We start from the raw sequence: 26,097 nt of genomic DNA on the forward strand, positions 1-26,097 counted from the left end.
TCGACGCTGCGCCCGACGACACCGCACCTCACATCGGCGAGCTGGCCTGCGCCCAGAATCGTTTCGGAATTCGGCCGGCGTGCCTGGCCTGATACCCCGCCGCCACCGCGTTCCGCATCGCCGACGCCATCAGCGCCGGGTCCTTCGCGCGGGTCACCGCGGTCGCGAGCAGCACCGCATCGCAGCCGAGCTCCATCGCGAGGGTCGCGTCACTGGCGGTACCGATTCCGGCGTCCAGGATCACCGGCACCGTTGCGGCGTCGACGATCATCTCGATGTTGTGGGGGTTGGCGATACCGAGTCCGGTGCCGATGGGTGAGCCGAGCGGCATAACGGCCACGCAGCCGATGTCCTCGAGCCGTTTGGCCAGTACCGGGTCGTCGGTGGTGTACGGCAGCACCTGGAATCCGTCGTCCACGAGTTGTTCAGCGGCCTTGACCAATTCGATGGCGTCGGGCAGCAGCGTGCGCTCGTCGGCGATCACTTCGAGCTTCACCCAGTCGGTCTCGAGCGCCTCACGTCCGAGTTGCGCGGTGAGCACTGCCTCGGCCGATCCTCGGCATCCCGCGGTGTTCGGCAACGGCGCGATGTTCAACCGGCGCAACAGATCCAATACGCCCGTCCCACCCGCGGCGTCGACGCGGCGCATCGCGACAGTGGTCAGCTCGGTTCCGGACGCGACGAGGGCTTCCTCGAGTACCGCGAGATTGGCCGCTCCCCCGGTTCCGGTGATGAGCCGGGAGGTAAAGGTGCGATCGGCGATGGTGAGTGCGCTAGCCACCCTGAACCGCCGTGAGAACGTCGATGGTCCAACCCTTTTCGACGCTGGTGGTGTCCCAGCGACTCTTGGGCAGCACCGCTCCGTCGACGGCGACGGCGATGCCCTTCTCGGGCAGGCCCAGGAATTCGAGCAGCCGACGCATGGTCATGTCCTCGGTGAGCAGGTGGTCCTCGCCGTTGACGGTGATGCCGATGGCAACCTGGGTCATGGTGTCCTTTCGATCTGTGTGAAGCGTTCGGGTGTGGCTGCTTTCGCCTCGGGCAGCGACTCGCCGGAGATCAGCGCGGAGACAGCGTCGGCGGTGATGGGCGCGAGCAGGATGCCGTTACGACCGTGGCCGGTGGCAACGATCACCCCGGGAGACAGCCTGCCGATCAGCGGCAGTCCGTCCGGGCTCATCGGCCTCAGGCCGGCAGCGGTTTCGTACAGTTCGTACTCGCCGATGCTCGGCATGAGTCGTTCGGCGTCGGCGATCAGGTCTCGTACCCCCGCCACGGTGACCTGGGTGTCCTCACCGGATTCGTATTGTGTTGCGCCGACGACCAATCCGTCGCCACGCGGTACCAGGTAGATCGCCCGACCGTGCACGGTTCCGCGTACGGTGCGGTGCGGCGGCGGAGCGGCGCTGGGTCGACGACGCAGCCGCAGGATCTCGCCTTTCACCGGCCGGACCGGCAGTGTCGGCCACAATGCGACGCAGCGAGAACCGGCGGCCAGGACCACCTGATCGGCGTCGGGCAAGGTCTCTACCGAACAACCGGAAAACTCCACTCCGGCGTCGAGACACGCCTGCTCGAGCGCGGCGACCAACGCCCGATTGTCCACGGACAGCTCGGTCGGAGCCAGCAGGCCGAGTCGAATGTTCTGTGCCAGTGCAGGTTCGAGCTCACGCAGCTGCGCACGTCCCAGAATCTCGAGTTCGTGCCCCTGTTCGCCCACCCACTCGGCGATAGTTCGTAGATCGGCCGCATCGGCCGAGTCGAGGGCAACCGTCACCGATCCGGTGGCGGAGAACACAGAGGGGCCGGGGAGGCGTCGGGCAAAGTCCGGCCACCGCGACAACGACGCAGCACCGAGATGCAGCAGTTCGTGCTCGCCCGGCCAGCCTTCGGACAGCGGTGCCAACATGCCGCCCGCGACCCAGGATGCGCCCTTGCCGAGTGCAGGATCGTGCACCACCACCCGGTGGCCGTCCTCCGACAGTCGTAGCGCCGTCGACAGCCCGATGACGCCTCCGCCGATAACGACGATATGCACGCGATTCACGTCCTCACTCCCTGCGCCCGCATGATCGGGTTCAGGTATTGACGGTAAGGGCGGCGAACCCACTCTCAGCCCCACGATCCTCGGGACTCCCGCGATTTCTCGGCCACTCCGTCGTCGGTGGCGGCCACCATGAGAATACAGTTCGTTTTGTGCATCCATCTCAGACCGCCCGCAATCAGACTCCCCGTGAGCGTCTTGCGTCCGCTCGCCTGTACCTGTGTACCGATGCCAGGCGCGACAAGGGCGACCTCGCGCAGTTCGCAGAGGCCGCGTTGTCCGGTGGTGTCGACATCATTCAGCTGCGCGACAAGAACTCCGCCGGCGAGCGCGAGTTCGGTCCACTCGAAGCGAAGGACGAGCTCGCTGCGCTGGCGATTCTGCTTGCTGCGACCAAGCGGCACGGTGCGCTGCTTGCGGTCAACGATCGCGCGGATCTGGCGCTGGCCTCCGGTGCCGACGTGCTGCACCTCGGTCAGGGCGATCTGCCGGTGCACTACGCGCGTCAGATTCTGGGCCCGGACGTGGTGATCGGACGTTCGACGCAGAACCGCGCGCAGTCCTCGCTCGCCGCGATCGAGGACGGCGTCGACTACTTCGCCGTCGGGCCGGTGTGGCCGACGCCCACCAAGCCCAACCGCTCGGCCGCCGGCCTGGAGACTCTCCGCGCCACCGCGGACTCGTTGCCGGAGCGGCCGTGGTTCGCCATCGGCGGCGTCGACGCGACCAACGTGAACCAGGTTCGAGCAGCCGGTGCCGATCGCATCGTGGTGGTCCGGGCGATCACCGAGGCTCGGGACCCACAGGCAGCAGCCCGCGAACTGGTCCGAGCGCTGCAGGCCTAGAGCCAACCCAATACTGCGGACGGCGTCAGCACCTGCACCGATTCCGGCAACCGGTCGCGTAGTCCGCGGTCGGCGGTGACCAGCGCCGTCAGATCTCCGCCCCGGTGGGCCTGGTCTGCGAGGGTGTCGTCACCGCTGCCGTCGGCGAGAATCACCGGGATGCGCGGGTCGTCCACCATGGCGTCGCGGGCCCGGCCTTCGAGGACTGCTTCGATTCGGGTGAGCCAGCCGTACTGACCGCTGGGCAGTTCGACGGTGCGCGGCAGTGTCTCGGCAAGCGAGGTCAGTAGTGCGCCTGTGGATCCGGCGCGGTCCTTCCACCAGCCGTTCGGCCGCGAGCCGAGCACGTTGGCGGTGTCCAGCAGTACGCGCAGCGGCGCGGTGCGCAGCGACGGCCAGCTCGACGCGAACCCCGGGTGCAACGGGAGTTCGTCGACGATCGACTCCGGCACCCAGCGCAGTTCGGTGCTCTCACCGTTCGGCACGGTGGTCAGCGCATGATCGGTGTCGGCGATGACCGTGGTGTAGGACCAACCGCTGTCGACGCTCGCCGTGACTCGCTCGCTGCGGACGCTCAACTGTTCGGCGGCAATACCGGCTTCCTCGTTGGCCTCGCGCACCGCCGCGTGCGCCGAGCTCTCGTGGGAGTCGCGGGCCCCACCGGGCAGGGCCCAGGTTCCGCCCTGGTGGCTCCACAGCGCACGGTGCTGCAGCAGCACCACAGGTTCGCCTGCATCGGACGGTGCGCGTAGCAACAGGCCGGCGGCGCCGTGCTTTCCCCAGTGTCGAGTGCCGTTCTCGCCGATCACCCAACCGTCCCCGTCACCACGCATGCTCACCACCCTAGGTGAATCACCTGCCTGTAGTGGCTGCAGTACGGTCCGCCTACTTATATGCTCGGGTGCGTGATCGCGGCCGGTATTACCCCCTCCGCTGCCGTCCCCCCGACAACGGCTACGCCCGTCGGTGTCGCTGCAGGCAAGCCACCGGTTCGATACACGATGCGCTCGACGCCCGCGCGGTTGGTCGCGATGGGAGTCGCGCTGGTGGTGTTGGCGTTGACGGTCGGAAATCTGGCCTCCACGGCCGTGACCGATCGAGTCGACACCCTGGGCACCCTGTTGGTGCGCACCGAGCCCTTCGCGAACTCGGCACAGAATCTGTACGGGGCCCTGTCGGTGGCCGACGCGGCCGCCGCAACCGCGTTCATCGCCGGTGGCCTCGAGCCGCCCGAGGTGCGCGAGCGGTACTCGCAGGCGCTCGGCGAGGCGTCGTCCGAGCTGATCGCGGCCTCGGCCGGAGTGACCGAGAACGACGCGGCCACCAGCGCGGTGCTCACGCAGATCGCCGCCGGTCTGCCGGTGTACAGCGGCCTGGTCGAGACCGCCAGAGCCAACAACCGGACCGGTAATCCGGTGGGCGCGGCGTATCTCGGCGAGGCGTCGACGATGATGCAGACGAGTTTGCTGCCGTTGGCCGAGAAGCTGTACACCGAGCAAGCGTCCCGAGTGTCGTCCGACCAGGAGCGCTTCACCAGTCCCCCGCTCTTCGCGATCGGGTCGCTGGTGTTCCTGTTGCTGATGACCGGCCTGGCTCAGTGGTACCTGTCGCGGACGACGCGCAGGACGCTGAACGTCGGATTCCTCACTGCCACAGGCGCTGTCGCCGGACTGCTCGGTTGGATGTTGGTGGTCGGTCTGATTTCGTCGATCGCCACCGACCGCGCAATCGACCGCGGAGTGTCTCCACTGAAGTCCTACACGACGGGTTTTATTCTGGCGCAGCAGGCCAGGGCGGACGAGACCCTCGACCTCGCGCGCCGCGGCGGTGGCCAGGACTATGGACAGTCGTTCGACGCGAACGTTTCTCGGTTGACGGAGATGTTCCAGGGCGACACTGCGGTGATCGACGCCGTGAACACGTGGTCCACCTCCCATTCACGGATCGATTCCGCTCTCGAGGTCGGCGACTTCAACGGCGCGGTCGCCATCGCCACCGGTACCGGCGAGTCCGATTCGGCGGCCGCGTTCACCGCGCTGGACAGCGTTCTGGTCGACGGAATAGAGAATGCTCGACGCGAATTGCGGTCCAACATCGACCGCTCGGTGTGGGTACTGTCCGGACTGTCCGACGGCGCGTACGTCCTGACCATCGCCGCCTCGGTGGCGTTCGGTATCGGCTTGTTCCCGAGGCTGCGTGAGTACCTGTGAAACGTCTTCTGGCCGTCGGCATCCTGGTCACTGCGCTGGTAGCCGGCTGCGCTACTCCGGAAAGCACTGCGCCGCAAGTGGAGACGACGTTCACCGAACCGCCGCTGCCGGACGGTGCGTCCGTCGCCGCTCGGCCGACGGAAAGCCCGGCCGACGACGAGTGTGCCCGCCCGACCGCCAGCCTGCGCCCGCTGCCGACCGGGACCGATGCGCCGCCGGTACCGCAGCCGACCATCGACGCACTGCGCGCCAAGGGCCGGCTGGTCGTCGGGTTGGATACGGGCAGCAACCTTTTCAGCTTCCGAGATCCGATGACCGGGCAGCTGGTCGGGTTCGATGTCGACATCGCCCGGGAGGTCTCGCGAGACCTGTTCGGTGATCCGAATCGCTTGGACTTCCGTATCCTGACCTCCGCGGAGCGGCTCGAAGCTCTGGAGAATTCGACGGTGGACATGGTGGTCAAGACCATGACCATCACGTGTGCTCGCCGCCAGGAAGTCCAGTTCTCCACCGTGTACTTCCAAGCGCAGCACCGTGTTCTGGTGGTGCAGGGTTCGGGTATCCGCGGAGTCGAGGACCTGGCCGACAAGCGGGTGTGCGCGGTGGAGGGCACCACCTCGCTGCGACGCATCCAGCGGGTGCAACCCGCCGCGACCGTGGTGACGGTACCGATGTGGTCGGATTGCCTTGTCGTACTCCAACAACGACAGGTCGACGCCGTCAGCACCGACGACGCGATCCTCGCCGGTCTCGCGGCTCAGGATCCGTATCTCCAGATCGTCGGCGAGAGCCTGAGTCCGGAGCCGTACGGGGTGGGAATCAACAAGAACGACGAGGATCTGGTGCGATTCGTCAACGGGACATTGGCTCGCATCCGCGCCGACGGTACGTGGAATCGCATCTACGACCGGTGGCTGACGGTGCTCGGTCCCTCCCCCGGTCCACCCACTGCGTCGTACAGCGATTAGGGGCCCGACATGGACGACGACGAACAGCAGCCCACGGCCCCGGCGCAGCGTACGCAGGCCGTGTCGAGGACCGACGACGGCGAACGCACACAGGCCGTGTCGAGAACACAGGCCGTCCCGGCAACCGACGGAGTAGAGCGGACGCAGGCCGTCTCGAGGTCACCGGTCGAGGACCGAACCGCGACCACGCTCACACGGACGGGTCGGTCCAGATCCGGTCGATCGCGCAGCACCGGTATTCGACGTCGACTCGGCGGCGGCCTGGTGGACGTGCCGCGGGTGGATCCGGTCGATCCCGCGACTGCGGTGATGTCGGATCCGTCCGTGCCGCAACACAAGCGGTTCTGTTGGAAGTGCAACGCGAAGGTGGGGCGCAGCGAGCCGGGCGAGCCCGATGTGGCCATGGGCATCTGCCCGCACTGCGGCGCAACGTTCGACTTCACTCCGTTGCTCGAGCCGGGCGATCGTGTGGTCGGCCAGTACGACGTTCAGGGTTGCATCGCGCACGGTGGCCTCGGCTGGATCTATCTCGCCATCGACCGCAACGTCAGCGACCGCTGGGTGGTACTCAAGGGACTGCTGCACTTCGGTGACGAGGAGGCCCATGCGGTCGCGGTGGCGGAGCGTCAGTTCCTCGCCGAGGTCGCACACCCCGGCGTGGTGAAGATCTACAACTTCGTCGAGCAGCCCCGCAGGGACGGGTCGACCGTCGGCTTCATCGTCATGGAATACGTCGGTGGCCGGTCGCTGCGAGACATCCTCACCGCCTGCGGCGACGGCGCGCGTCTACCCGTCGAGCAGGCACTCGCCTACGTGCTCGAAGTGCTTCCTGCATTGGGTTATCTGCATTCGATCGGTCTGGTCTACAACGACCTCAAACCGGAGAACATCATGGTCTCCGACGACCAGATCAAGCTCATCGACCTCGGAGCGGTGGCCGGTATCGAGGACTACGGCTACCTGTACGGCACGGTCGGCTATCAGGCACCGGAGATCGTGAAGACGGGACCGACGGTGGCGTCGGACATCTTCACGGTGGGTCGGACGCTGGCAGTGCTCACGCTGGACATGCCGTCGAAGAACGGCAAGTACCTCGACGGCCTCCCCACTGCCGAGGAATCCGAAGTCCTGCAACAATTTCCGTCGCTGCATCGACTTCTGCTGCGCGCCACCCACGAGGATCCGACACGGCGGTTCCGATCCGCGGACGAGTTCGCCGGCCAGGCCACCGGCGTGTTGCGCGAAATTCTGGCCATCAGAACCGGTGTCGAGCGGCCGGGACTGTCGACGGTGTTCAGCCCACCCCGCACGACGTTCGGCACCGAGCACTCGGTGGGCCGCACCGACACCTACGTGGACGGTACGGTGCGCCACGAACGGATGACGGCAGCCGAAGTGGTTGCTGCGCTACCGGTCCCACTGGTGGATCCCAACGACCCCAGCGCGCCGCTGCTCGCTGCAGCAGTACACGTCGAACCACGACAGACCCTGGATTCGCTTCAGCACGCCAAACGCAACGGCATCGAACGCGTCACCGCCGGTGCGGAGTCGACTCGCTCCAGCCCGGCGGAACTCGGTCTCGAGATCACCCTCGCCGAGGTCAAGGCCAATTTGGATCTCGGGAACGTCGTCGAAGCAACCGAGGTTCTGTCCAAGGTGCAGTCGACCGACCACACCGCAGATCCGTGGCGTGTGCAGTGGTACTCGGGTCTCATTGCCCTGCTGCATCACGAATACCATTCTGCGTTCACCAATTTCGACAACGTACTCGGCGCAATGCCCGGTGAGCTCGCACCCAAGCTCGCTCTCGGGGCGACCTCGGAATTGCTGGGCCATGTCGCCGCAGGCAACGACGAGGAGGCCGAGAAGTGGCGCGCCCGAGCCGAGGGTCTGTACCGGGCGGTGTGGCGAACCAATCGGGGCATCGTCAGCTCGGCGTTCGGCTTGGCCAGACAATTGCAGCGCCGCGGTGATCAGACCGGTGCCATCGCCGCGCTGGATCAGGTGCCGATCAGTTCGCGGCACTACTCCATGGCCCGCATGACGAGTGTGCTGACTCTGCTGATGGACCGGTCGCGAGCCGAACTGTCCGAGGCCGATTTCCGTTCTGCCGCAAGACGAGTGGCACTACTGCCCAAGGCCGAGAGCCGAGCGCTACAGATGCGGACGCTGGTGCTGGCGATGGCCCTGGACTGGATCGTCTCCGGCCACGCCGCCACAGCAGAACGCGAGCCCATTCTCAGCGTTCCGTTCACCGAGGACGGGTTGCGGCGCGGCACCGAGAAGGGCCTGCGAGCACTTGCCCGCAACGCCACCGATCGCGCCCACCGTTTTTCGTTGGTGGATCTGGCGAATGCGATCAGGCCGCGGTCGCTGTTCTGACTGCCGCGTGGTTCTAGCTGCCTTCTCGAACGAGGTCGTCCGTCGCGCGCGCAATCGCCAATTCCTCGTTGGTCGGCACCACCAGGACCGTGACGGTGGACGAGTCGGTGGAGATCACCCGAGCCTTCCTGCTGCGCAGGGAATTTCGATCGGCGTCGATCTCGATTCCGAAGCCCTCCAGGTTTGCCAGGGCGTCGGCACGCACCGCGGCGGCGTTCTCACCGACACCGGCGGTGAACGTGATGACGTCGAGCCGACCCAGCCCGATCATGTACGCACCTATGTACTTGCGCAGGCGGTGGATGTAGACGTCGTACGCCAGGCGCGCGGAGGCGTCGCCGCCGTCGATGCGTTGCTGCAGTTGCCTGAAGTCGTTGACCCCGGACAGTCCGATCAACCCGGAACGGCGGTTGAGCAGGGCATCGATGTCGTCGACACTCATGTTTGCGCTGCGGCGCAGGTGCATGATCACACCGGGGTCGATATCCCCACTGCGGGTGCCCATCACGAGACCTTCCAACGGCGTCAGACCCATCGAAGTGTCGACCGCCTTGCCGCCTGCCACAGCCGAGGCCGAGGCTCCGTTGCCCAGGTGCAGCACGATCTGATTCAGGTGTTCGAGATCGCGTTCCAGGAACTGCGCAACCTGGTCGGAGACGTAGTGATGAGAGGTGCCGTGGAAGCCGTAGCGCCTGATGTCGTGCTCGGCGGCGACGGTCGCGTCGATGGCGTAGGTTGCGGCCGCGTCGGGCAGGGAATGAAAGAAGGCGGTGTCGAACACGGCCACGTGCGGCACGTTCGGCAGTTGCTTCCTGGCGACCTCGATACCCAGCACGTTCGGCGGATTGTGCAGTGGTGCAAGGTTGCTGAGATCTGAGATCTGTTGCACGACGGCGTCGTCGATGATCGTCGGACGGTAGAAGACCGTCCCGCCGTGGACTACGCGATGCCCGACGGCGGCGACGACCGATTCCAGTGCGACGCCTGCATCGGAGAGCATCTCGAACGCCAGGGCCAGACCGGCACCGTGATCGGCGATGTGCTGGGTGCGCTCGACACTCTCGCCCCGGTGATCGAGTTCGACTCGGCCGTCGGATTCACCGATGCGCTCGACGAGCCCACTGGCCACGGACTCCCCCGAGCCGGGATCGACGAGTTGGAACTTGACCGAGGACGAACCGGAGTTGACGACGAGGATACTCACTTGCCCTCCTGCTCGGCTGCGTCCGAAATGCCCTGCGCCTGAATCGCCGTGATGGCCACGGTGTTGACGATGTCTTCCACGAGCGCGCCCCGAGACAGGTCGTTGACGGGCTTGCGGAGGCCCTGGAGAACAGGCCCGACGGCGACGGCACCGGCGCTGCGCTGGACGGCCTTGTACGTGTTGTTGCCGGTGTTGAGGTCCGGGAAGATGAACACCGTTGCTCGGCCCGCGACGTCGGAATCGGGGAGCTTGGATGCGGCGACGGACGGCTCGATCGCCGCATCGTACTGAATCGGACCCTCCACGAGCAGTTCCGGATTCCGTTCGCGCACAAGTGCGGTCGCCTGCCGAACCTTGTCGACATCGGCTCCGGAACCGGACTCACCGGTGGAGTACGAGAGCATGGCCACCCGCGGTTCGATTCCGAACTGCGCCGAGGTCTGCGCCGAGGATACGGCGATGTCGGCGAGCTGCTCGGCCGTCGGGTCGGGTACGACGGCGCAGTCACCATAGGCGAGAACACGATCGGACAGGCACATCAGGAAGATCGACGACACCGTCGACACGCCCTCGGTGGTCTTGATGATCTCGAACGACGGCTTGATGGTGTGCGCGGTGGTGTGCGCGGCACCGGAGACCATGCCGTCCGCAATTCCCTTGTGCACCATCATCGTTCCGAAGTACGAGATGTCGGTCATGATCTCGCGGGCGCGGTCGATCGTCATGCCCTTGTGCTTGCGCAGCTCGGTGTACTCGGCCGCGAAGTCCTCGGCGTAGTCGCAGTTCTTGGGGTCGAGCACTGTTGCACTGTCAAGATCGACGCCCAGTTCCGATGCGCGTCGACGAATGGGACCTTCTTCGCCGAGGATCGTCAGGTCGGCAACCTGCCGCTGCAGCAGGCGTCCGGCGGCCCGGAGGATGCGATCGTCGCCACCCTCGGGAAGGACGATGTGTTTGCGGTCGGCACGAGCCCGGTGGATCAGCTGGTACTCGAACATCTGCGGGGTCGTGATGGTGGGAATCGCGATATCGAGCCGCTCCAGAAGTGTTTTCGCATCCACTCGCTGTTCCATCAACCCCAGCGCAGTGTCGACCTTGCGCTGCGAGCCCACCGCGACGCGGCCGCGGGTCTGCGCTGCAGCAGAGGCGGTATCGAAGGTGCCGAGCTCGGTGGTCAGGATCGGCAACCGGGGACCGAGCCCCGCCACCAGACGAGCGATCGCCGGGTGCGGCTCGATGCCACCGTTCATGATGATACCGGCGAGAGACGGAAAGCCCTCCGCCTCATGGGCATTGACGAGAGCGAGCAACACGTCGGATCGGTCTGCGGGCGCGATGACGACAACGCCCTCGGTGAGGCGTTCGAGGATGTGCTCGGCCGTCATACCACCGACCATGACCCGCAACGCTTCTCGCTGCAGCAGCGACGAGTCACCGGAGTACAACTTCCCGTCCACCGCCTCGAGCAGTTCCGCCATCGTCGGCGCGACGAGGAGCGGAATCTCCGGCAGCGACCACGCAGGCACCCCGACCGACGCCAACGCATCGGTGACCGCATCGAGATCGTCCGGCGCACAACGGTTCGCCACGACCGCAGCCAAATGGGCATGGTGCTGACGCAGTTCGCCCTGGCACAGGGTGGCCAACTGCGCGATCTCGTCGGGCGTGCGACCGGAACCGCGGAGCGCAAGCAGCACGGGCGCACCGAGATTGACGGCGATGCGGGCATTGAAGCCGAGTTCACTCGGGCTACCGACGTCGGTGTAATCGCTGCCCACGATCACGACGGCGTCGCACTGGGAAGCCACCTCGTGGTACCGATCGACGATCTTGCTGAGCGCGGCATCCTGATCGGAGTGCACCTGCTCGTACGTGACACCGAGCGACTGCTCGTACGTCAGATCTGCCGTGGTGTGCTCGACGAGCAACTCGAGGATGTAATCGGGCTCCTCGGTGGATCGGGCGATGGGACGGAACACCCCCACCCGGGCTGCGGACGCGGCGAGCATCTGCAGCACACCGAGCGCGATGGTCGACTTCCCGCTGTCCCCTTCCGGCGAGGCGATGTAGATGCTCGAGGGATACATGTCCGACGCGTCGGTGCCGCTAGGCTCAGCCATGGCAGACAGCCTAGTAGGGGTCGTTCCGCAGGCTCCACTCCTGCCTGATACAGGTCGTTCCGCAGGCTCCACTCCTGCCCAGTGGGTTGGGGTGTTGACACCGGGCGCGGTCGGGTTGTCCCATGAACCATGGCCGAATCACCGTTCCCGGATGTGCGCTGGGGCAGCGAAACCTCGTTCATCCGCAAGCCCGCCGTGAAGTTCGCGTCGACGAAGCCCGGTTCCTGGGTCATCAGGAACCTCGCAGGCGTCGACCGGTGGTTGCTGACCAAATCCGACGGCCGCTTCACCGTCCTCGGACCCATCGCGGCACCGGTGGTGTTGTTGACCACCACCGGCCGCAAATCCGGCAAGCCCAGGACGAGTCCGCTGCTCTACTACCGGGAGGCCGACAAGATCTACGTCGTCGGATCCAATTTCGGTCAACAACACCACCCGGCGTGGACGTCGAACCTCCTCGCCGACCCGAAGGCCGTCGTGGCCATCGGCGGCAAGAAGATTCCGGTGACGGCAACCCGCATCACCGGCGACGAGAAGGCCCGCATCTACCGACAGTTCGACGCGATGGTCGAGGTGTACGGCGAATACGAGACCAGGACCGACCGTGAAATGCGATTGTTCGCACTCACGGCCGATCTCTAGCCCTCTCGGGAGTCAGCCGAGCTTGCGTAGGCGCGGCGCGAGGTCCTTCTCGAAGAGTTCGAGGAACCGCTTCTGATCGTGGCCCGGCGCGTGGAACACCAGGTGATTCAGACCGGCATCGGTGTACTGCTTGACCTTCTCCACTGCCTCGTCCGGGTCCGACGCAACGATCCACCGCTTGGCGACCTGCTCGATCGGCAGTTCGTCGGCCGCCTTCTCCATCTCGATGGGGTCGTCGATCGAGTGCTTCTGCTCGGGCGTCAGTGACAGCGGGGCCCAGAAGCGGCAATTCTCCAGCGCCAGTTCGGGGTCGGTGTCGTAGCTGATCTTGATCTCGATCATCTTGTCGATCTCACCGGCGTCGCGCTCGGCCTTGCCCGCGCCCTCTTCCACGGCCGGAAGCAGCTTGTCGGTGTAGAGCTCCATGCCCTTGCCCGAGGTGCAGATGAATCCGTCGCCCGCGCGTCCTGCATACCGCGCGACGACGGGTCCGCCGGCCGCGATGTACACCGGGATGCCGCCCTCGGGGACGTCGTAGATCGACGCGCCCTTGGTCGTGTAGTACTCGCCCTCGAAGTCGACGCGGTCGCCGAGCCACAGCTCGCGCATCAAGCGCACCGACTCACGCAGCCGCGCGAAACGTTCCTTGAATTCCGGCCATTCGCCGGTGAATCCGGTGGCGATCTCGTTGAGTGCTTCGCCCGTGCCCACGCCGAGCATGATGCGTCCCGGGTACAGGCACCCCATCGTCGCGAATGCCTGCGCGATGACCGACGGGTTGTAGCGGAACGTCGGTGTCAGTACCGAGGTGCCGAGCTGAATCGTGTTCGTACGCTCACCGACGGCCGTCATCCAGGCGAGCGAGAACGGGGCGTGCCCACCCTCGTGCCGCCACGGCTGGAAGTGGTCGCTGACCGTCGCCGAATCCATCCCGTGCTGCTCTGCGAGTACACCGAGCTCGACCAACTCACGCGGTCCGAATTGCTCCGCCGATGCCTTGTATCCGAGCTTGAGACCCTGCGCCACGCCGAACTCCTGTCGTTGGTCGTCTAGTCCTTCGATTGTGCACCTGTGGCGGTTCGCCACGCTCTACTGGATCCCCAGAACTGTGACCACCGCGGCCAGCACCGCCACCGAACCGATACCCACGGCGAATATCCACAAGTCTCGTGATTCCGGCATCGGCGCACCGTTCTCCAAGGCATCGCGGACGCGCATCCACCGTCGCAGACCGATGATCGGGGCCGCCGCGGCGAGCCCGATCAGAATCAATCCGAGCCCCGTGCGGACCCACCCGGTGCTGAAATCGGGAACCAGGTGGACGACCGCAATTCCACCCGCGAGCAGGCCTAGCGACGTCCGCAACCAGGCAAGAAACGTGCGTTCGCTGGCAAGCGTGAACCGCTCGTCGGGGCGCGTCACGCCGGAGCGGTGATGCGTTCGCGGATGAGTCGGGCAACGAGTTCAGGATCGCCGGGGGTGAAGACCGGCGAGATGCGGCGAATGGTGAGCACCACTGCAGTGTCCTTCTTGGGACGCATCACGTCCAGCGGAAGCCACTGGTCGTCGGTCGACGCACCCCATAGCCGCCACCGCCCGTTCCAGTTGCCGAGGACGGCGGTGTCGACGGCACGAATCCTGTCGTACGGCACGAACTTCTTCGTGGCCAAGGGGAAGTAGTAGCGCCTCAGCGTGACGCCTGCCTCGTCGAGAAGAACCAGCCCGTCGTCGTAGATCACATCGCAATTTATTCGCACAGGTAACGGTATGTCTTCGAGCTCAGAGCACGCAACAGCGGATTTCGGAACCTATCTCGGGTTCGGTGCGGGCGTTCTCACCAACGTCAGGTGAGACGTCCGACGTAGCTCGAATCCGATGGACAAGTAGAGCTCGATGGCGCGCACGTTCGCGTCCGACGCATGGAGGAACGGCTCCTCGCCACGGGCGCGGATACCGTGACCGATGGCGCGAACCAGATCGGTCGCCAGCCCCTGCCCGCGGAACGCCGGGTCGGTGCACACCGCACTGATCTCCGTCCATCCCGGCGGGTGCATGCGCTCGCCAGCCATCGCGATCAGAGCGCCGCCGCGTCGGACCCCGAGGTAAGTGCCGAGTTCGATGGTCCGAGGCAAAAACGGCCCGGGTTCGGTGCGGCGAACCAGATCGAGCATCTCGGGGACGTCCGCTGCGGTCAGCTCGACCGCCTCGGCGAAGGGCCGCGTTTCGAGATGCGTGCCGATCAGCTGCACCAAACCGAATGTTTCTACATGCGACCACCCCGCGGGCAACTCACGTTCCGGACCGTCGATCCCCACCACGGTGCGCGGGCCGAACAGGGCCGCAATGTCCTCCCAGTCCTGGCGTTCGAGGACATCGGGGTGAACCAGAAACGGAGACACCTCGGGATCGGCACGGATTATCCGCCCGCGCCGGACTGCGAACCGCGCCAACGCGCCTTCGAGGGAGTTACGGATGGGGTCGTCGAGTAGATGAGCGGACACAGCAAATAGAGTCGCACGAACAGTCTTCGGGTCGACGCGCCGTCCGAGCCGGATGCCAATACTTATACCGGTATAGTTATTCGTCACACGACGAAAGGCAGACCATGATCGAAATCCTCCCGCCGAGCAAGATCCCCCTCGCACGCAAATCGGGAGCGTTGGTCGCCGAGATTCTCCAGACCGTCCGCGAGCGTGCCACCGTCGGCACCAACCTGCTCGAGATCGACGAGTGGACCAAAGACATCATCCTCGGGGCCGGGGCAACGTCCTGCTATGTCGACTATGCACCGTCCTTCGGCCGCGGCCCGTTCGGTCACTACATTTGCACCTCCGTCAACGATGCGGTGCTACATGGACTTCCGCACGACTACGCCCTGGCCGACGGCGATCTGCTGACTCTCGATCTCGCCGTGATCCTCGGCGGCGTTGCAGCGGACTCCGCCATCAGCTTCGTCGTCGGCGATCCTCGAAAAGAAGACACCGCAATGATCGACGCCACCGAACGAGCATTGGCCGCAGGAATCGCCGCGGCTCGGCCGGGAAACAAGATCGGCGACATCTCGCACGCAATCGGCACAGTCCTCCGCGAAGCCGGCTACCCGATCAACATGCAGTTCGGCGGCCACGGCATCGGCTCCACCATGCATCAGGACCCACACGTGTCCAACTCCGGACGCCCCGGACGCGGCTACGGCCTTCGCCCCGGCCTGATGCTGGCACTGGAGCCCTGGATCATGGAGGACACCGACGAGCTCGTCACCGACGACGACGGATGGACTTTGCGGAGCACGACGGGATGCCGCACTGCGCACAGCGAGCACACGGTGGTCATCACCGACGACGGTGCCGAGATCATGACGCTCCGCTCATCCTGACCCGACGGCCACGGGGTCAACCGGTGCGATCACAGCGAGTGGATCCTTCGCGGAACTGCCGACGATCGACGATTCGGTGCGCCACCCGTCAGGCGCTCACGTGTCGTCACCCAGCCGACGATGTTGCGTAACGCCGACCGTCACTGCGGCAGAGCAGCAGTTCTGCGTCGACGATTTCGCCGGACCACCACGAACACGAGCAGTGCAACCAGAACCACGGCGATCACGGCACCGAGTGCCGTCGCGCCGCGGAAACCCGGCGCACTGGTGTCGAGGGTGCGTTCACCGGCGTGAGCGGCATTGCTGGTGCCGAGGACGATCGTGAGCGTCAACAAGTTCGGGATGGCCGTCACGACAGCCAAGATCACGGCTCCGATGGCGAGCTGCTTGCCCGCCCTACCCTTGCGCACCGACCAGGCGCTCCAGAAGAACACCAGCGGCGCGAACGTGCAGACGATGCCGAACAACAGGCCCCACAGAATGCCCTTGGTGAACGTCCGGTCCGCGAGACTCTCGACCCGCAGACTCCACCAGCGCGGCAGGAATGCAGCCAGGACGAAGTACGCGATCAACAACAGAACGATGCCGGCTCCGACAAGGATGCCTCGCCTCTTCCAGTTCGCCGAGCTGGTCGACGGTGCGGGCGTGGTCGGATCGGCAGTCATGAGGACATGGTAGATCGTGCCGAGCAGTACCCCACTCGAGTCGAGACCCGATCGTTAGCTCTCCTGTCCGCACAGCAACGCTGGACCGCCACCACGTGGACGCTGAATTCGCTGCGGGCACCCGTTGCAATCACGCTGACTCGAAAGCCGGGCGCTACCGATCCCCGTCCGTCGACCTCCAAGAAGATCCGGTCTCCCGCTCGAAAGCCGGTCGCACGTCAACGGTGTCGTACACGATCGACAGTGTCGCGATGCGGCCATCACCGTCAAGTTCGGCGACATCGACGACGTCGAACGGGGCAGCCACCCCGGAGGGTAGCCGCCAGTCGAAATGGAACCAGAAGGTGACGAGCCGAGTTCCTGCCGAGGTGCGCCCCTCGGCCACACCTTTCGACGTCAGCTCAGCGCTGGCGGTATCGATGAACAATGCTCGATAGAAGTCGGGTGCGGGCGTCGGACCGTACAACGGCGAATGCACGACAGCACCTGGCGCGAACAGACTGACGATCGCATCGAGGTCGGCGCGATGGAGGGCGTCGAGGTAGCCCTTCACCAGGTCGTCCGTGGTCGAGTTCATGTTGCCCACGCTAACCGATCGCAGAACGTTGGCAGCAGCCTCCACAGAGGGGCTCGAACAGCTCCCGCGTCAGGGAACCAGCACGAACTTTCCACGCGGGTGTGTCGATTGCAGTTCAGCATGCGCCTTCGCGACGTCGTCGAGCGGGAAGGTCTTGGCAACAGTCACTTCGAACACTCCTGCACCTGCCTGCTCCAGCAACACCGGCGATGCGAGGCGTCGACGCTCCATGCTCGCCGGCCCACCAACGGTGAGAAACCCGTCCGACGATGCCCGCCCGAAGGCTGCCGTGCTGACCAATCTCGAACTGTCCGTGAGCAATTCGAGTGATACATCGACGGCCTCATCGGTGCCCACCGTGTCGATTGCCGCATCCACCCCATTCGGTGCGGCTGCTCGCACACGGTCGATGAGTCCGTCGCCGTATTCGACGGGCTCGGCCCCGTAGGCCCGGAGTGCATCGTGGTTCTGGTGGCGCGCAGTCCCGATGACGGTGGCACCGCGCTCCCGAGCGAGCTGAGCCACCACGGACCCGACGCCGCCTGCCGCCCCGTGCACTAGAACCGTGTCTCCGCTCGTGACACCGACGGATTCCAACGCGTCGTACGCAGTTCCGGCCACGGCCAGTACGCCAGCAGCAACGTTCCAATCCAAGGCTTCCGGCTTCGGGAACACGAACCGCGCGGGAGCCAGAATCCGCTCGGCGTACGTACCGTTCTGGCCGGACACGATTACCTCGTCGCCGACGGCGATAGGCCCGACCGGGCCCTCGACACCTTCGCCGACCGCAACGACGATGCCCGACGCCTCGCTGCCCAGTGGGATCGGAAGCTTCGATGCATCGGTGCCGAACGCACCGCTGTAGCTCTTGTAGTCGAAGGGGTTGACGCCGATCGCCTTCACCTCGACCAAAACCTCACCTTCGGACGGTTCGGGTAGCTCTCGTTCGATGATCTCGATGGCGTCCGGTCCACCGTAGGACGCTGCAACTGCGGCTCGTGTCATAGGCAGTACAACGGTCGACACGACGCCGTTGTTCCGCTCGAAACCGAGGTGCAGACCGAGACGCCGTTCACAGCGCGGCGAAAGCTGTCCCAAGATTCTCGAACGCAGAGGCCGCGTTTATCAGTCAGACGGCCACCGACAGTTCAGGGCATTCGCTGCCTTCCGGACCTGAATGAAGCTGCTGCTGAGCAGTATTCGATGCGTCAGCAACCACGCGTTGCACCCAATACGCGACTGTTCGATCAGTGGCGGCAAACCGATCCAGCACGTCCATGCACAGCCAGGTCGCGACCGAGAAATCCTGTTCCACTCCGTCGAGCCCGATCAGTGCCAACTCGTCGCCCACGGCGATGAGAGCGCGATCGACACCGGAACTACGACGCTCGAGCCATCCCAACGCCCGCCGGAGGTACTGCCAATCGGCCGCGGGCACAGAGTCGGTGGCCGATTGCCTGCACAGTTCCGCCGTCGCAGCGAGCGCCTCGACAACCGGTACCGACAGTGCACCGTCGAGTTCGGCGAGCATGCCCCGATCGGAATCCAAAAGGTCGGCCATGTAGCGCCAACGCGCCGAAGGGGCGACATCCTGGGGCCACAGGTCCGTCGTACCGAACTGGAGTCGCGTGATCAGTTCCTTCGGTGAACTGCCCGGAGCGGCGAAACGAAATGCGTCGTTCATGTCGATCATCCCCACTGGGTCAACACACAACATCGGACACCGGCTCGATACTCGAGCTCGGAGAGACAGCCAAGCAGTGGCTTTCGTCACCGATGCAAGCAACGCTGCTGTGGTCGTTACGTCCGCCTTGGGGGATATTGAACGCCGCCACCAGCATCTACGCGACTCGTCGTTACCAAAAATCGACAACGTCACACTGGTGGCCGATGTGTAATCCACCACATAGTGCAGCGCTCCGACCGGGCCGTTTCGACTGCCGAGTGCGAGCAGGAACGTGTGTTCGAAAACTTGTCGGTGGGTCGCGATAGATTCTGTTCATGCTTTCGGGGGACGGCGGATCAGGGGTGGACGGCATCGAGACGGTGCCGCCCGCCCCTGAGGTGTCCGATCCCGAACTATCGGTGCTGGTGGATCGTGTGGAGTCCGCGGTCGCGGAGCTGGCGGAACAGGCGTCGGTGTCGTGGACCAACGCCGACCGGCGTGCGGTGATCCAGCGGATGGAAACGCTCACCCGATCGGTGACCGCGTACTCGCACACCTGGCTCAACGAACTGATCACTCAACACGGCCTCGATGTGTATCCGGGGTCGGTGCCGTCGTCGGTGGCATGGATGCTGCGGATCACCCCACGAACAGCAGGAGCACGAGTGCGACTGGCTGCGGAGTTGGGTGACCGCACCGCACTCTCGGGCGAGGTTCTGCCGCCGTTGCTGCCGCACACCGCCGACGCATTACGGGCGGGGTTGCTCGATGCCCAGCATGTGCAGATGATCCGCGAATTCTTCAAGCACTTGCCTGCCAGTGTGGATCCGCAGACCCGCGATCTCGCCGAGGAGCAGTTGGTGGGCTTCGCGTCGACCAGACGGCCCGACGATTTTGCGCCGTTGGTGGCGAACCTGGACTCGATCCTCAACCCCGACGGCGATCACGACGAGGACGAGGACGAGGACGGTAAGCCCAAGCCACGCAAGCGACGCGATGCCTTCTTCTACCTCGGCGAACAAGGTGCAGACGGCATGTCGGAAGGCAAATTCTGTGTCGACCCCGAACTCCGCGCCTACCTCGAAGCCTTGTTCTCCAAAGCCGCGAAACCCGGCATGTACAACCCTGCCGACGGACAACCGATCACCGATGACGAGACCGAAAGCGACGAGACCTCCGGCGAGGACACCAAGTGCCCCCCAGGCGCGAGCGACGGTGCACGTCCCGATTCTGCAGCAGCCGAACCGGATTCGTCCGTATCGGGTGGGGTCTCCGATACCGAGACACCACCGCTACCGGAGCCGAAACACGGGTGGCGAGATGATGCGGGATTGTGGGGCGACGGTCCATGTGACAGTGACGGCTCTTGCAGTGACGGCTCTTGCGGTGACGGCCCTTGCGGCGACGGCGACGGCGACGGCGACTGCGGAGGTGGCCATTACGGAGGTGGCCATTACGGAGGTGGCCACTGCGGTGACGACTGCGGACGTGGCCTCGAATGCGGTTGCGGCACAGGCTCCGAAGACACCTCCTCCGAGGACACTTCCTCCGACGGCCCTGCTGCCGGGCGTAGCGCTGGCGGGGACACCGCCGGGCAAGGTGAGAGCCGTGAGGCACGGGCCGAGGCGGCGGCGTCCACGCGCGCGGCCGCAGTCCAGCGTGATATCCGTACCCAGAACGAACGCCGTCACGACGCCCTGAAACTGGCGCTCCGACACACCCTCGCCTCCGGCACCCTCGGCACCCACCGCGGCCTGCCCGTCACCGCCATCGTCACCATGACCCTGAAAGATCTCGAAGCCGGCTGCGGATACGCGAAGACCGCCACCGGATCACGCGTATCGATCCGCGACGCCATCCGCATGGCCTCCCACGCCCACCACTACCTGACCATCTTCGACGACCACGGCAGAGCGTTGTACCTCGGCCGATCGAAACGCATCGCCTCCGCCGATCAACGCATCGTGCTCATCGCCCGCGACCGTGGCTGCAGCTTCCCGTCCTGCACCCGTCCCGCGACCTGGTGCCAAGCCCATCATGTGACCGACTGGGTCGACGGCGGTTACACCGACATCGACGGATTGACCTTCGGCTGCGATATGCACCACGCACTCGTCGGCACCGGCCCCGGAAAATGGGCCACCACCAAAACCACAGCAACACACCGATATCCAGGCCGCACCCTCTGGCACCCACCCACCGGAATGGACCCGCGCAGGCGCGGGCTGATCAACCACGCACACCACCCCGAAGAAGTCCTCTATCCACCCGACAACCCCGGAGATGCCGGGGACGAAGAACCACGACAACCCGCATGACGGCCAGCACCATCTCAGGGCACAGCTCTGCGCTGCACAGACATGCGCCGGAGCCGACGGCATGCCACACGGCGGTCGATCCACGCTTACGCCCAATACCGATCAGGTCTTCGATGAGGGCAACCATCATCGGAGTGGTACGAGTACATGGCGTACGACGAGCTTCGTGCAGATCGCATCCGCGACATCCTCTCGGACCAGGAAAGTCTGCGAGCAGAAGATGTTCAGCGGTCTGGCGTTCCCGGTGCGAGACAAGATGGTGGTGTGCGTCGGCACCGGAAAGCGGGCTCTGCTGGTTCGGGTGGATGGAGCCCACCACGCTGTCATGGGCCGCGATCGCTGATGGGTGCAGGGTGGATCACCGTCGACGCAGCGGCGCCGAGGAACGAGGCAGCACTGCAGTTCTGGGTCTCCGCGGCTCTGGAGCACAACGCCAACCCACCGAACCCAGCGAACCCAGCGAACGCAGCAAAGACAGCGAACACAGCGGGCGGGTAGCACCCGTCGACGTTTCCGCCTCGATCCCACGGACCAGGGGCAGTCCGAATCACGCTGATCGGAAGTCTTGCTCGACGCGGAGATTCTCGCGACGATCGGTCGAGTCCATCACTCATCGAGGAACGGGTCAGCCATGGTCGAGCACGTCGAATCTCGGAATTGGCAGATCGACGCACTCTGCCGCGGACAGGACTCGGAGATCTTCTTCTCCCCGTCCGGCGAAGGGCGATCCGCACGCCGCGCCCGGGAGGACCGCGCGAAGCAGGTGTGCGCGGGCTGCGGGGTCGTCGAGCAATGCCGACTGTTCGCACTGGCCGCCAACGAACCGTTCGGAGTCTGGGGCGGAACGACTGCCCGCGAGCGACAACAGCACCGAGCCAACTCCCGACGTAGCGAAGAACTGCAGGCGAGCTGAGTACCGGTAGTAGACAATGGAAGGGTGAGTGAAACCGAGAAGCCTCAGCAGTGGACGTACTTGATGGACATGGACGGCGTTCTGGTTCACGAGGACCATCTGATTCCCGGTGCCGATACGTTCCTCGCCGAGCTGCAGGCCAACGAGATTCCGTTCATCGTGCTGACGAACAATTCGATTCGCACACCCCGCGACCTGCGGGCGCGCCTGGCATTCACCGGCCTGGACATTCCGGAGAAGTCGATCTGGACTTCCGCTCTCGCCACGGCGACGTTCCTGGGTAACCAGCGGCCCGGGGGCAGCGCCTATGTCGTCGGCGAGTCCGGTCTGACCACCGCGTTGCACGACATCGGCTACACCCTCACCGACTCGAGCCCGGATTACGTGGTACTCGGCGAGACCCGGACGTATTCGTTCGAGGCCATCACCACCGCCATTCGACTCGTCGAGAAGGGTTCGCGTTTCATCGCCACCAACCCCGACGCCACCGGCCCGTCCCGTGAGGGCTCGTTGCCCGCGACCGGTTCGGTGGCCGCGCTGATCACCAAGGCCACCGGCAAGGAGCCCTACTACGTGGGCAAGCCCAACGCGCTGATGATGCGTTCGGCGCTGCGCGCGATCGGCGGACACTCCGAGAACACACTCATGATCGGCGACCGGATGGACACCGACGTGCTCTCGGGACTCGAAGCCGGGCTGCAGACCATCCTGGTTCTCACCGGAATTTCGACGGTCCAGTCCGTCGAGCAGTACCCGTTCCGACCCACCAAAGTCCTCGATTCCGTCGCAGACCTGGTGGGCCGCACACAGAACCCGTTCTGATGACACTCGAATTCGTACTCTCCCGCAAGGATCACCACGTCGTCGGACTGGGCGTACGGCACGCGTTTCCCGATATCGCCGACGCGGTGGCCGCGGTGCGGGCGGGCCGAAATGTCGTCGGCGCACTCCCCTTCGACATGTCCGACGCCACCGCCCTGATCGAGCCGGAGGAGTTCTACCGCCTCGACGGGCCCTGGGCGACCGTGGACGCTCTGCCGTCGCTACCGACGGTGACCGTCTCGCGGCAGATTCCGGAACCGGACGTTCACGTGCAGCGAGTGCGGGCTGTCGTCGAGCAACTCGAAGCCGGTGTCGCGGAGAAGATCGTGCTCGCGCGGGCAATCGAAGTGACGGCGGATTCGCCGATCGAGGCTGCCTCGGTGTTGAGCGCGCTCGTCACGCGTGATCCGATGGGCAACGGCTTCCTGGCCGACCTGTCCACTGCAGGCAAGCCCGGCACCCGCATCGTCGGTGCGAGTCCCGAGTTGCTGGTGCGCAAGCGCGGCACCATCGTCACCTGCCACCCGTTCGCCGGAACGGCAGCGCGCTCCACCGACCCCGACGAGGAAGCACGCATCTCCGCAGCGCTGGCGGCCAGCGCCAAGGACCAAGCCGAGCACCGCTTCGTCGTAGACGAGATCAAGGCAGCGTTGGCACCGTTCTGCGAGACGCTCGATGTGCCCGAGTCACCCCAGTTGAGCAGCACACCTCAGCTGTGGCACCTGTCGACGCCCATCGTCGGGACCCTGGCCGATCCCGCGACGTCCGCGCTCGACCTCGCGCTGGCACTGCATCCCACCGCCGCCGTCGCCGGTGTTCCCCGAGCCGCGGCAATGGCTGCGATCACCGACGTCGAAGGATCTCGAGGCTTCTACGCCGGAGCCGTCGGATGGACGGACGGTAGCGGTGACGGCGAATGGATGGTGACCATCCGCTGCATCGAGCTCTCGCCAGATGGACTGTCGGGCACCGCCACCGCCGGAGGCGGCATCGTCGAGAACTCCGATCCCGACGCCGAACTCGACGAGACCACTGCGAAGTTCAGAACGGTGCTCAGCGTCTTCGAGCGCTGACCCGGCTACTTCAGCGCCTGGTCCAGATCTCCGATCAGATCCTCGGTGTCTTCGAGGCCGATTGAAATGCGCACGACGCCGTCGGTGATCCCCACTGCCGCACGCCCTTCCGGACCCATCGCGCGATGCGTGGTGGTCGCCGGGTGGGTGATCAGCGACTTGGAGTCACCGAGGTTGTTGGAGATGTCGACAATACGCAGTGCGTCGAGCACCTCGAAGGCGCGCTTCTTGCCCTCTCCCTCGGGGGCGTCGAGCTCGAACGTGACGACGGTACCGCCGCCCGACATCTGCGACTTGGCCAGCTCGTACTGCGGATGTGACTGCAGGAAGGGATATTTCACCCAGCGCACCGACGGATGGCCTTCGAGGAATTCGGCGATCTGCAGTGCGGAGTTCACCGAATGCCGCACCCGCACCGGCATCGTCTCGAGTCCCTTGAGCAGCGTCCAGGCATTGAACGGACTCAGCGCAGGGCCGGTGTGCCGCATCAGGGTCTGCACCGGTCCGTCGATGTACTCCTTCGATCCGAGGATCGCACCACCGAGCACCCGCCCCTGACCGTCGATGTGCTTGGTGCCCGAGTACACCACCACATCGACGCCGAGTTCCAGGCTGCGCTGCAGCAACGGCGTCGCGAATACGTTGTCCAACACCACCGTTGCGCCGGCGGCATGAGCCAGCTCGGATACGCGTCGAACATCGACCAACGACTGCATCGGATTGGACGGGGTCTCGAAGAACACGGCCGTCGTCGGCACCGACAGCGCCTGCTCCCACTGCTCGAGGTCTTCGCCGTCGACGAACACAGTCTCGACACCCCAGCGCGGCAGAATCTCGTTGCAGACGACGAAGCAGGAACCGAAAAGGCTACGCGCAGCGACCAATCGGTCACCGGCCTTCAACAGTGCGCCGAGTGCGGTGAACACCGCGGACATCCCACTCGAGGTACCGAAGCACGCCTCGGCCCCCTCGATCAACCGCAGCCGCTCCTCGAACATCTTCACCGTCGGGTTGCCGTAACGCGAGTACACGAAGTGATCGATGTCGCCGGTGAAGGCCTGCTCGGCTGCGCCGGCACTCTCGTAGACGAAACCCGAAGAGAGATAGAGCGCTTCGGCGTTCTCGTCGAAGCCCGATCTCATCAGACCGCCGCGTACCCCGAGCGTTGCCTGACCCACGCCCTCGGGTAGCGGCTTGTCGAATCCGCCGCCTCGTGGAATCCCCTTGTCGCTTCGCTCCTGCCCGCCGCCCGGATTACTCACGACTGCCTCCAGGGCAACCCGACCGCACGCCACCCCACGGCACCGCGATGACCGTCGGCGTCGGTGGCACCTTCGAAGCCGTCGAGCACGTTGTAGGACGGACCGATTCCTGCAGCCGTCGCGGCCTCGGCGGCACCGATGGACCGCTGACCGGAGCGGCACAGGAACACCACCGGTCGTTCCCCGTCCACGCCTGCGGCTTTCAGGTCTTCGACGAAGTTGGTGTTTCTGGCACCGTCGGGGAAGCTGACCCACTCGATCAGATGTGTCGGACGCTCGATACCGGAGGTGTCCGGAACGCCGACATACTGCCACTCGGCGCGCGTCCGAACGTCCACGAGCACGGCCTCGGGGTTGCTCTGCAGCAATTCCCATGCGGCTTCCGGGGTTATGTCACCTGCGTAGGTCACTTGCTCAGCCTTCCGTCACTTGCTGTTACGTCACACATACCAAGATCAGACATTGCACACCAGCCACTTGTCGTCGACGCGGACGAAGTTCCACACGTCGTCGGTCTGCACTCCGGATTTCTCTTCCTTCAGCGGGACCGTGACCATTCCGCGATCGCCGTTGACCTGATACTCGGACGGCACACCGTCGATGGACGTTTCGCCGTTGCGCTCGACCTCGCCGGCCCGATCGGTTCGGTACTGCGCATCGTCACCCGGAATCAGGCGCTCGACCTGATCGAAACAGGTGTTCAGGCGGAGCAGATCCGCGTCTCCGGTGTTCTGCGCTTCGAGGAAACCGTCGAGGCTGTCGGTGAGCAGCTGGGCCTGTGTCACATTGTCCTCGGCGGGCGCGAACTTCGAGGCTGCGAAGATGCCGACGAGCAACACGACGACGATGCCGACAGCGATGATGAACGGCCACGCGGTGGGCGCACGCTGCTCTCCGGAGTCGGCAGCGGCCTTAGACGCGTTGTTGCGCGCTTCCTCACGACTGTCGACCCACTGCTGCCTACGTTCACTCCACGACGCCATGACGGCAATCTTCCTCGATCCCACGGG

Annotated in this window: 28 protein-coding genes and 1 riboswitch; of the genes, 11 read left to right on the forward strand and 17 right to left on the reverse strand. The window is 65.3% G+C overall.

The genetic code is table 11. From position 1 onward, the window contains the following. Positions 1–28 precede the first annotated feature (28 nt). The 3 genes from MTX35_RS08280 to thiO all read right to left on the reverse strand — a co-directional run bounded on the left by MTX35_RS08280 (position 29) and on the right by thiO (position 2,038). Positions 29–781 carry a thiazole synthase gene (locus MTX35_RS08280; RefSeq protein WP_243594511.1) on the reverse strand — a complete coding sequence of 251 codons (753 nt, stop codon included), beginning with the start codon at positions 779–781 and terminating at the stop codon, positions 29–31. After that, positions 774–989, reverse strand: coding sequence for a sulfur carrier protein ThiS (thiS, locus tag MTX35_RS08285; RefSeq protein ID WP_037186702.1), 216 nt, complete (start codon positions 987–989; stop codon positions 774–776). Before thiS ends, MTX35_RS08280 begins: the two co-directional genes overlap by 8 nt. Continuing rightward, the gene (gene thiO, locus MTX35_RS08290; protein ID WP_243594692.1) at positions 986–2,038 is read right to left on the reverse strand and encodes a glycine oxidase ThiO; all 1,053 of its coding nucleotides are present in this window, start codon (positions 2,036–2,038) and stop codon (positions 986–988) included. The genes thiS and thiO overlap by 4 nt, the downstream gene beginning before the upstream one ends. Continuing rightward, positions 2,037–2,150: riboswitch (TPP riboswitch) on the reverse strand. Its footprint overlaps the gene before it by 2 nt. Before the next feature lie 46 nt (positions 2,151–2,196). Between thiO and thiE the strand changes: the two genes are divergently transcribed. Continuing rightward, the gene (thiE, locus tag MTX35_RS08295; protein WP_243594512.1) at positions 2,197–2,889 is read left to right on the forward strand and encodes a thiamine phosphate synthase; all 693 of its coding nucleotides are present in this window, start codon (positions 2,197–2,199) and stop codon (positions 2,887–2,889) included. Here the strand turns inward: thiE and MTX35_RS08300 are convergent. Next, a complete protein-coding gene (locus tag MTX35_RS08300) occupies positions 2,886–3,722 on the reverse strand; it encodes an NUDIX domain-containing protein (RefSeq protein ID WP_243594513.1) in 837 nt (278 codons plus the stop codon). The genes thiE and MTX35_RS08300 overlap by 4 nt on opposite strands. A 72-nt stretch (positions 3,723–3,794) precedes the next feature. Between MTX35_RS08300 and MTX35_RS08305 the strand changes: the two genes are divergently transcribed. From MTX35_RS08305 to MTX35_RS08315, 3 genes are read left to right on the forward strand one after another with little or no spacing between them, the layout of a single operon-like run. Beyond that, positions 3,795–5,099: a hypothetical protein gene (locus MTX35_RS08305; RefSeq protein WP_243594514.1), complete on the forward strand. Its 1,305-nt coding sequence runs from the start codon at positions 3,795–3,797 to the stop codon at positions 5,097–5,099. Further along, the gene (locus tag MTX35_RS08310) at positions 5,096–6,067 is read left to right on the forward strand and encodes a glutamate ABC transporter substrate-binding protein (protein ID WP_243594515.1); all 972 of its coding nucleotides are present in this window, start codon (positions 5,096–5,098) and stop codon (positions 6,065–6,067) included. Before MTX35_RS08305 ends, MTX35_RS08310 begins: the two co-directional genes overlap by 4 nt. A 9-nt stretch (positions 6,068–6,076) precedes the next feature. Further along, the gene (locus MTX35_RS08315) at positions 6,077–8,449 is read left to right on the forward strand and encodes a serine/threonine-protein kinase (RefSeq protein ID WP_243594516.1); all 2,373 of its coding nucleotides are present in this window, start codon (positions 6,077–6,079) and stop codon (positions 8,447–8,449) included. A gap of 13 nt (positions 8,450–8,462) precedes the next feature. Here MTX35_RS08315 and MTX35_RS08320 read toward each other — a convergent pair whose 3' ends face one another. Continuing rightward, complete coding sequence (locus MTX35_RS08320) at positions 8,463–9,653, reverse strand: acetate kinase (protein ID WP_243594517.1); 1,191 nt, start codon at positions 9,651–9,653, stop codon at positions 8,463–8,465. Then, positions 9,650–11,773: a phosphate acetyltransferase gene (pta, locus tag MTX35_RS08325; protein WP_243594518.1), complete on the reverse strand. Its 2,124-nt coding sequence runs from the start codon at positions 11,771–11,773 to the stop codon at positions 9,650–9,652. Before pta ends, MTX35_RS08320 begins: the two co-directional genes overlap by 4 nt. Before the next feature lie 129 nt (positions 11,774–11,902). On the opposite strand from pta, the gene MTX35_RS08330 reads away from it, so the two are divergent. After that, positions 11,903–12,415, forward strand: a complete 513-nt coding sequence (locus MTX35_RS08330; protein WP_243594519.1) for a nitroreductase/quinone reductase family protein — start codon at positions 11,903–11,905, stop codon at positions 12,413–12,415. Positions 12,416–12,427: 12 nt separating this feature from the next. Here the strand turns inward: MTX35_RS08330 and fgd are convergent, their stop codons facing one another. From fgd to MTX35_RS08350, 4 genes are all read right to left on the reverse strand, one after another. Continuing rightward, entirely contained in the window at positions 12,428–13,441 is a 1,014-nt protein-coding gene (fgd, locus tag MTX35_RS08335; RefSeq protein ID WP_032401751.1) for a glucose-6-phosphate dehydrogenase (coenzyme-F420), read from the reverse strand. Positions 13,442–13,504: 63 nt separating this feature from the next. Beyond that, on the reverse strand, positions 13,505–13,837 hold the full coding sequence (locus MTX35_RS08340) for a DUF202 domain-containing protein (RefSeq protein ID WP_243594520.1): 333 nt from the start codon (positions 13,835–13,837) through the stop codon (positions 13,505–13,507). Then, on the reverse strand, positions 13,834–14,154 hold the full coding sequence (locus tag MTX35_RS08345; protein ID WP_243594521.1) for a hypothetical protein: 321 nt from the start codon (positions 14,152–14,154) through the stop codon (positions 13,834–13,836). Before MTX35_RS08345 ends, MTX35_RS08340 begins: the two co-directional genes overlap by 4 nt. Positions 14,155–14,223: 69 nt before the next feature. Continuing rightward, positions 14,224–14,916 carry a GNAT family N-acetyltransferase gene (locus MTX35_RS08350; protein WP_243594522.1) on the reverse strand — a complete coding sequence of 231 codons (693 nt, stop codon included), beginning with the start codon at positions 14,914–14,916 and terminating at the stop codon, positions 14,224–14,226. A gap of 104 nt (positions 14,917–15,020) precedes the next feature. Here MTX35_RS08350 and map point away from each other — a divergent pair, with 104 nt between their 5' ends. Beyond that, the gene (gene map, locus MTX35_RS08355) at positions 15,021–15,791 is read left to right on the forward strand and encodes a type I methionyl aminopeptidase (protein WP_243594523.1); all 771 of its coding nucleotides are present in this window, start codon (positions 15,021–15,023) and stop codon (positions 15,789–15,791) included. 140 nt (positions 15,792–15,931) lie between these two features. Here the strand turns inward: map and MTX35_RS08360 are convergent, their stop codons facing one another. From MTX35_RS08360 to MTX35_RS08375, 4 genes are all read right to left on the reverse strand, one after another. Next, complete coding sequence (locus MTX35_RS08360) at positions 15,932–16,456, reverse strand: permease (protein WP_243594524.1); 525 nt, start codon at positions 16,454–16,456, stop codon at positions 15,932–15,934. A 154-nt stretch (positions 16,457–16,610) separates the two neighbouring features. Then, positions 16,611–17,033 carry a nuclear transport factor 2 family protein gene (locus MTX35_RS08365; protein ID WP_243594525.1) on the reverse strand — a complete coding sequence of 141 codons (423 nt, stop codon included), beginning with the start codon at positions 17,031–17,033 and terminating at the stop codon, positions 16,611–16,613. Between the two features lie 69 nt (positions 17,034–17,102). After that, positions 17,103–18,044: an NADP-dependent oxidoreductase gene (locus tag MTX35_RS08370; RefSeq protein WP_243594693.1), complete on the reverse strand. Its 942-nt coding sequence runs from the start codon at positions 18,042–18,044 to the stop codon at positions 17,103–17,105. Positions 18,045–18,162: 118 nt separating this feature from the next. Continuing rightward, positions 18,163–18,717 (reverse strand): hypothetical protein, encoded by a 555-nt coding sequence (locus MTX35_RS08375; protein ID WP_243594526.1) that lies wholly within the window; start codon positions 18,715–18,717, stop codon positions 18,163–18,165. A 317-nt stretch (positions 18,718–19,034) separates the two neighbouring features. Between MTX35_RS08375 and MTX35_RS08380 the strand changes: the two genes are divergently transcribed. The 5 genes from MTX35_RS08380 to MTX35_RS08400 all read left to right on the forward strand — a co-directional run bounded on the left by MTX35_RS08380 (position 19,035) and on the right by MTX35_RS08400 (position 23,825). Then, positions 19,035–21,017 (forward strand): HNH endonuclease signature motif containing protein, encoded by a 1,983-nt coding sequence (locus MTX35_RS08380; RefSeq protein WP_243594527.1) that lies wholly within the window; start codon positions 19,035–19,037, stop codon positions 21,015–21,017. 166 nt (positions 21,018–21,183) lie between these two features. Then, a complete protein-coding gene (locus MTX35_RS08385) occupies positions 21,184–21,360 on the forward strand; it encodes a hypothetical protein (protein WP_243594528.1) in 177 nt (58 codons plus the stop codon). Between the two features lie 288 nt (positions 21,361–21,648). Beyond that, positions 21,649–21,930, forward strand: coding sequence for a WhiB family transcriptional regulator (locus MTX35_RS08390; protein WP_243594529.1), 282 nt, complete (start codon positions 21,649–21,651; stop codon positions 21,928–21,930). A 63-nt stretch (positions 21,931–21,993) separates the two neighbouring features. Beyond that, entirely contained in the window at positions 21,994–22,752 is a 759-nt protein-coding gene (locus tag MTX35_RS08395; protein ID WP_243594694.1) for an HAD-IIA family hydrolase, read from the forward strand. Beyond that, positions 22,752–23,825 carry an isochorismate synthase MenF gene (locus MTX35_RS08400; RefSeq protein WP_243594530.1) on the forward strand — a complete coding sequence of 358 codons (1,074 nt, stop codon included), beginning with the start codon at positions 22,752–22,754 and terminating at the stop codon, positions 23,823–23,825. Before MTX35_RS08395 ends, MTX35_RS08400 begins: the two co-directional genes overlap by 1 nt. Before the next feature lie 5 nt (positions 23,826–23,830). On the opposite strand, the gene MTX35_RS08405 is transcribed toward MTX35_RS08400, so the two are convergent. The 3 genes from MTX35_RS08405 to MTX35_RS08415 are packed head-to-tail and all read right to left on the reverse strand — an operon-like array spanning position 23,831 to position 26,094. Next, complete coding sequence (locus MTX35_RS08405) at positions 23,831–25,045, reverse strand: O-succinylhomoserine sulfhydrylase (RefSeq protein WP_243594695.1); 1,215 nt, start codon at positions 25,043–25,045, stop codon at positions 23,831–23,833. A gap of 38 nt (positions 25,046–25,083) precedes the next feature. Next, the gene (locus tag MTX35_RS08410) at positions 25,084–25,497 is read right to left on the reverse strand and encodes a rhodanese-like domain-containing protein (protein WP_243594531.1); all 414 of its coding nucleotides are present in this window, start codon (positions 25,495–25,497) and stop codon (positions 25,084–25,086) included. A gap of 45 nt (positions 25,498–25,542) precedes the next feature. Continuing rightward, positions 25,543–26,094, reverse strand: coding sequence for a hypothetical protein (locus tag MTX35_RS08415; RefSeq protein ID WP_243594532.1), 552 nt, complete (start codon positions 26,092–26,094; stop codon positions 25,543–25,545). Between the last annotated feature and the right edge of the window lie 3 nt (positions 26,095–26,097).

The sequence above is a fragment of the Rhodococcus sp. ARC_M12 genome (assembly GCF_022810385.1).
In the GTDB taxonomy this organism is placed as follows: domain Bacteria; phylum Actinomycetota; class Actinomycetes; order Mycobacteriales; family Mycobacteriaceae; genus Rhodococcoides; species Rhodococcoides navarretei.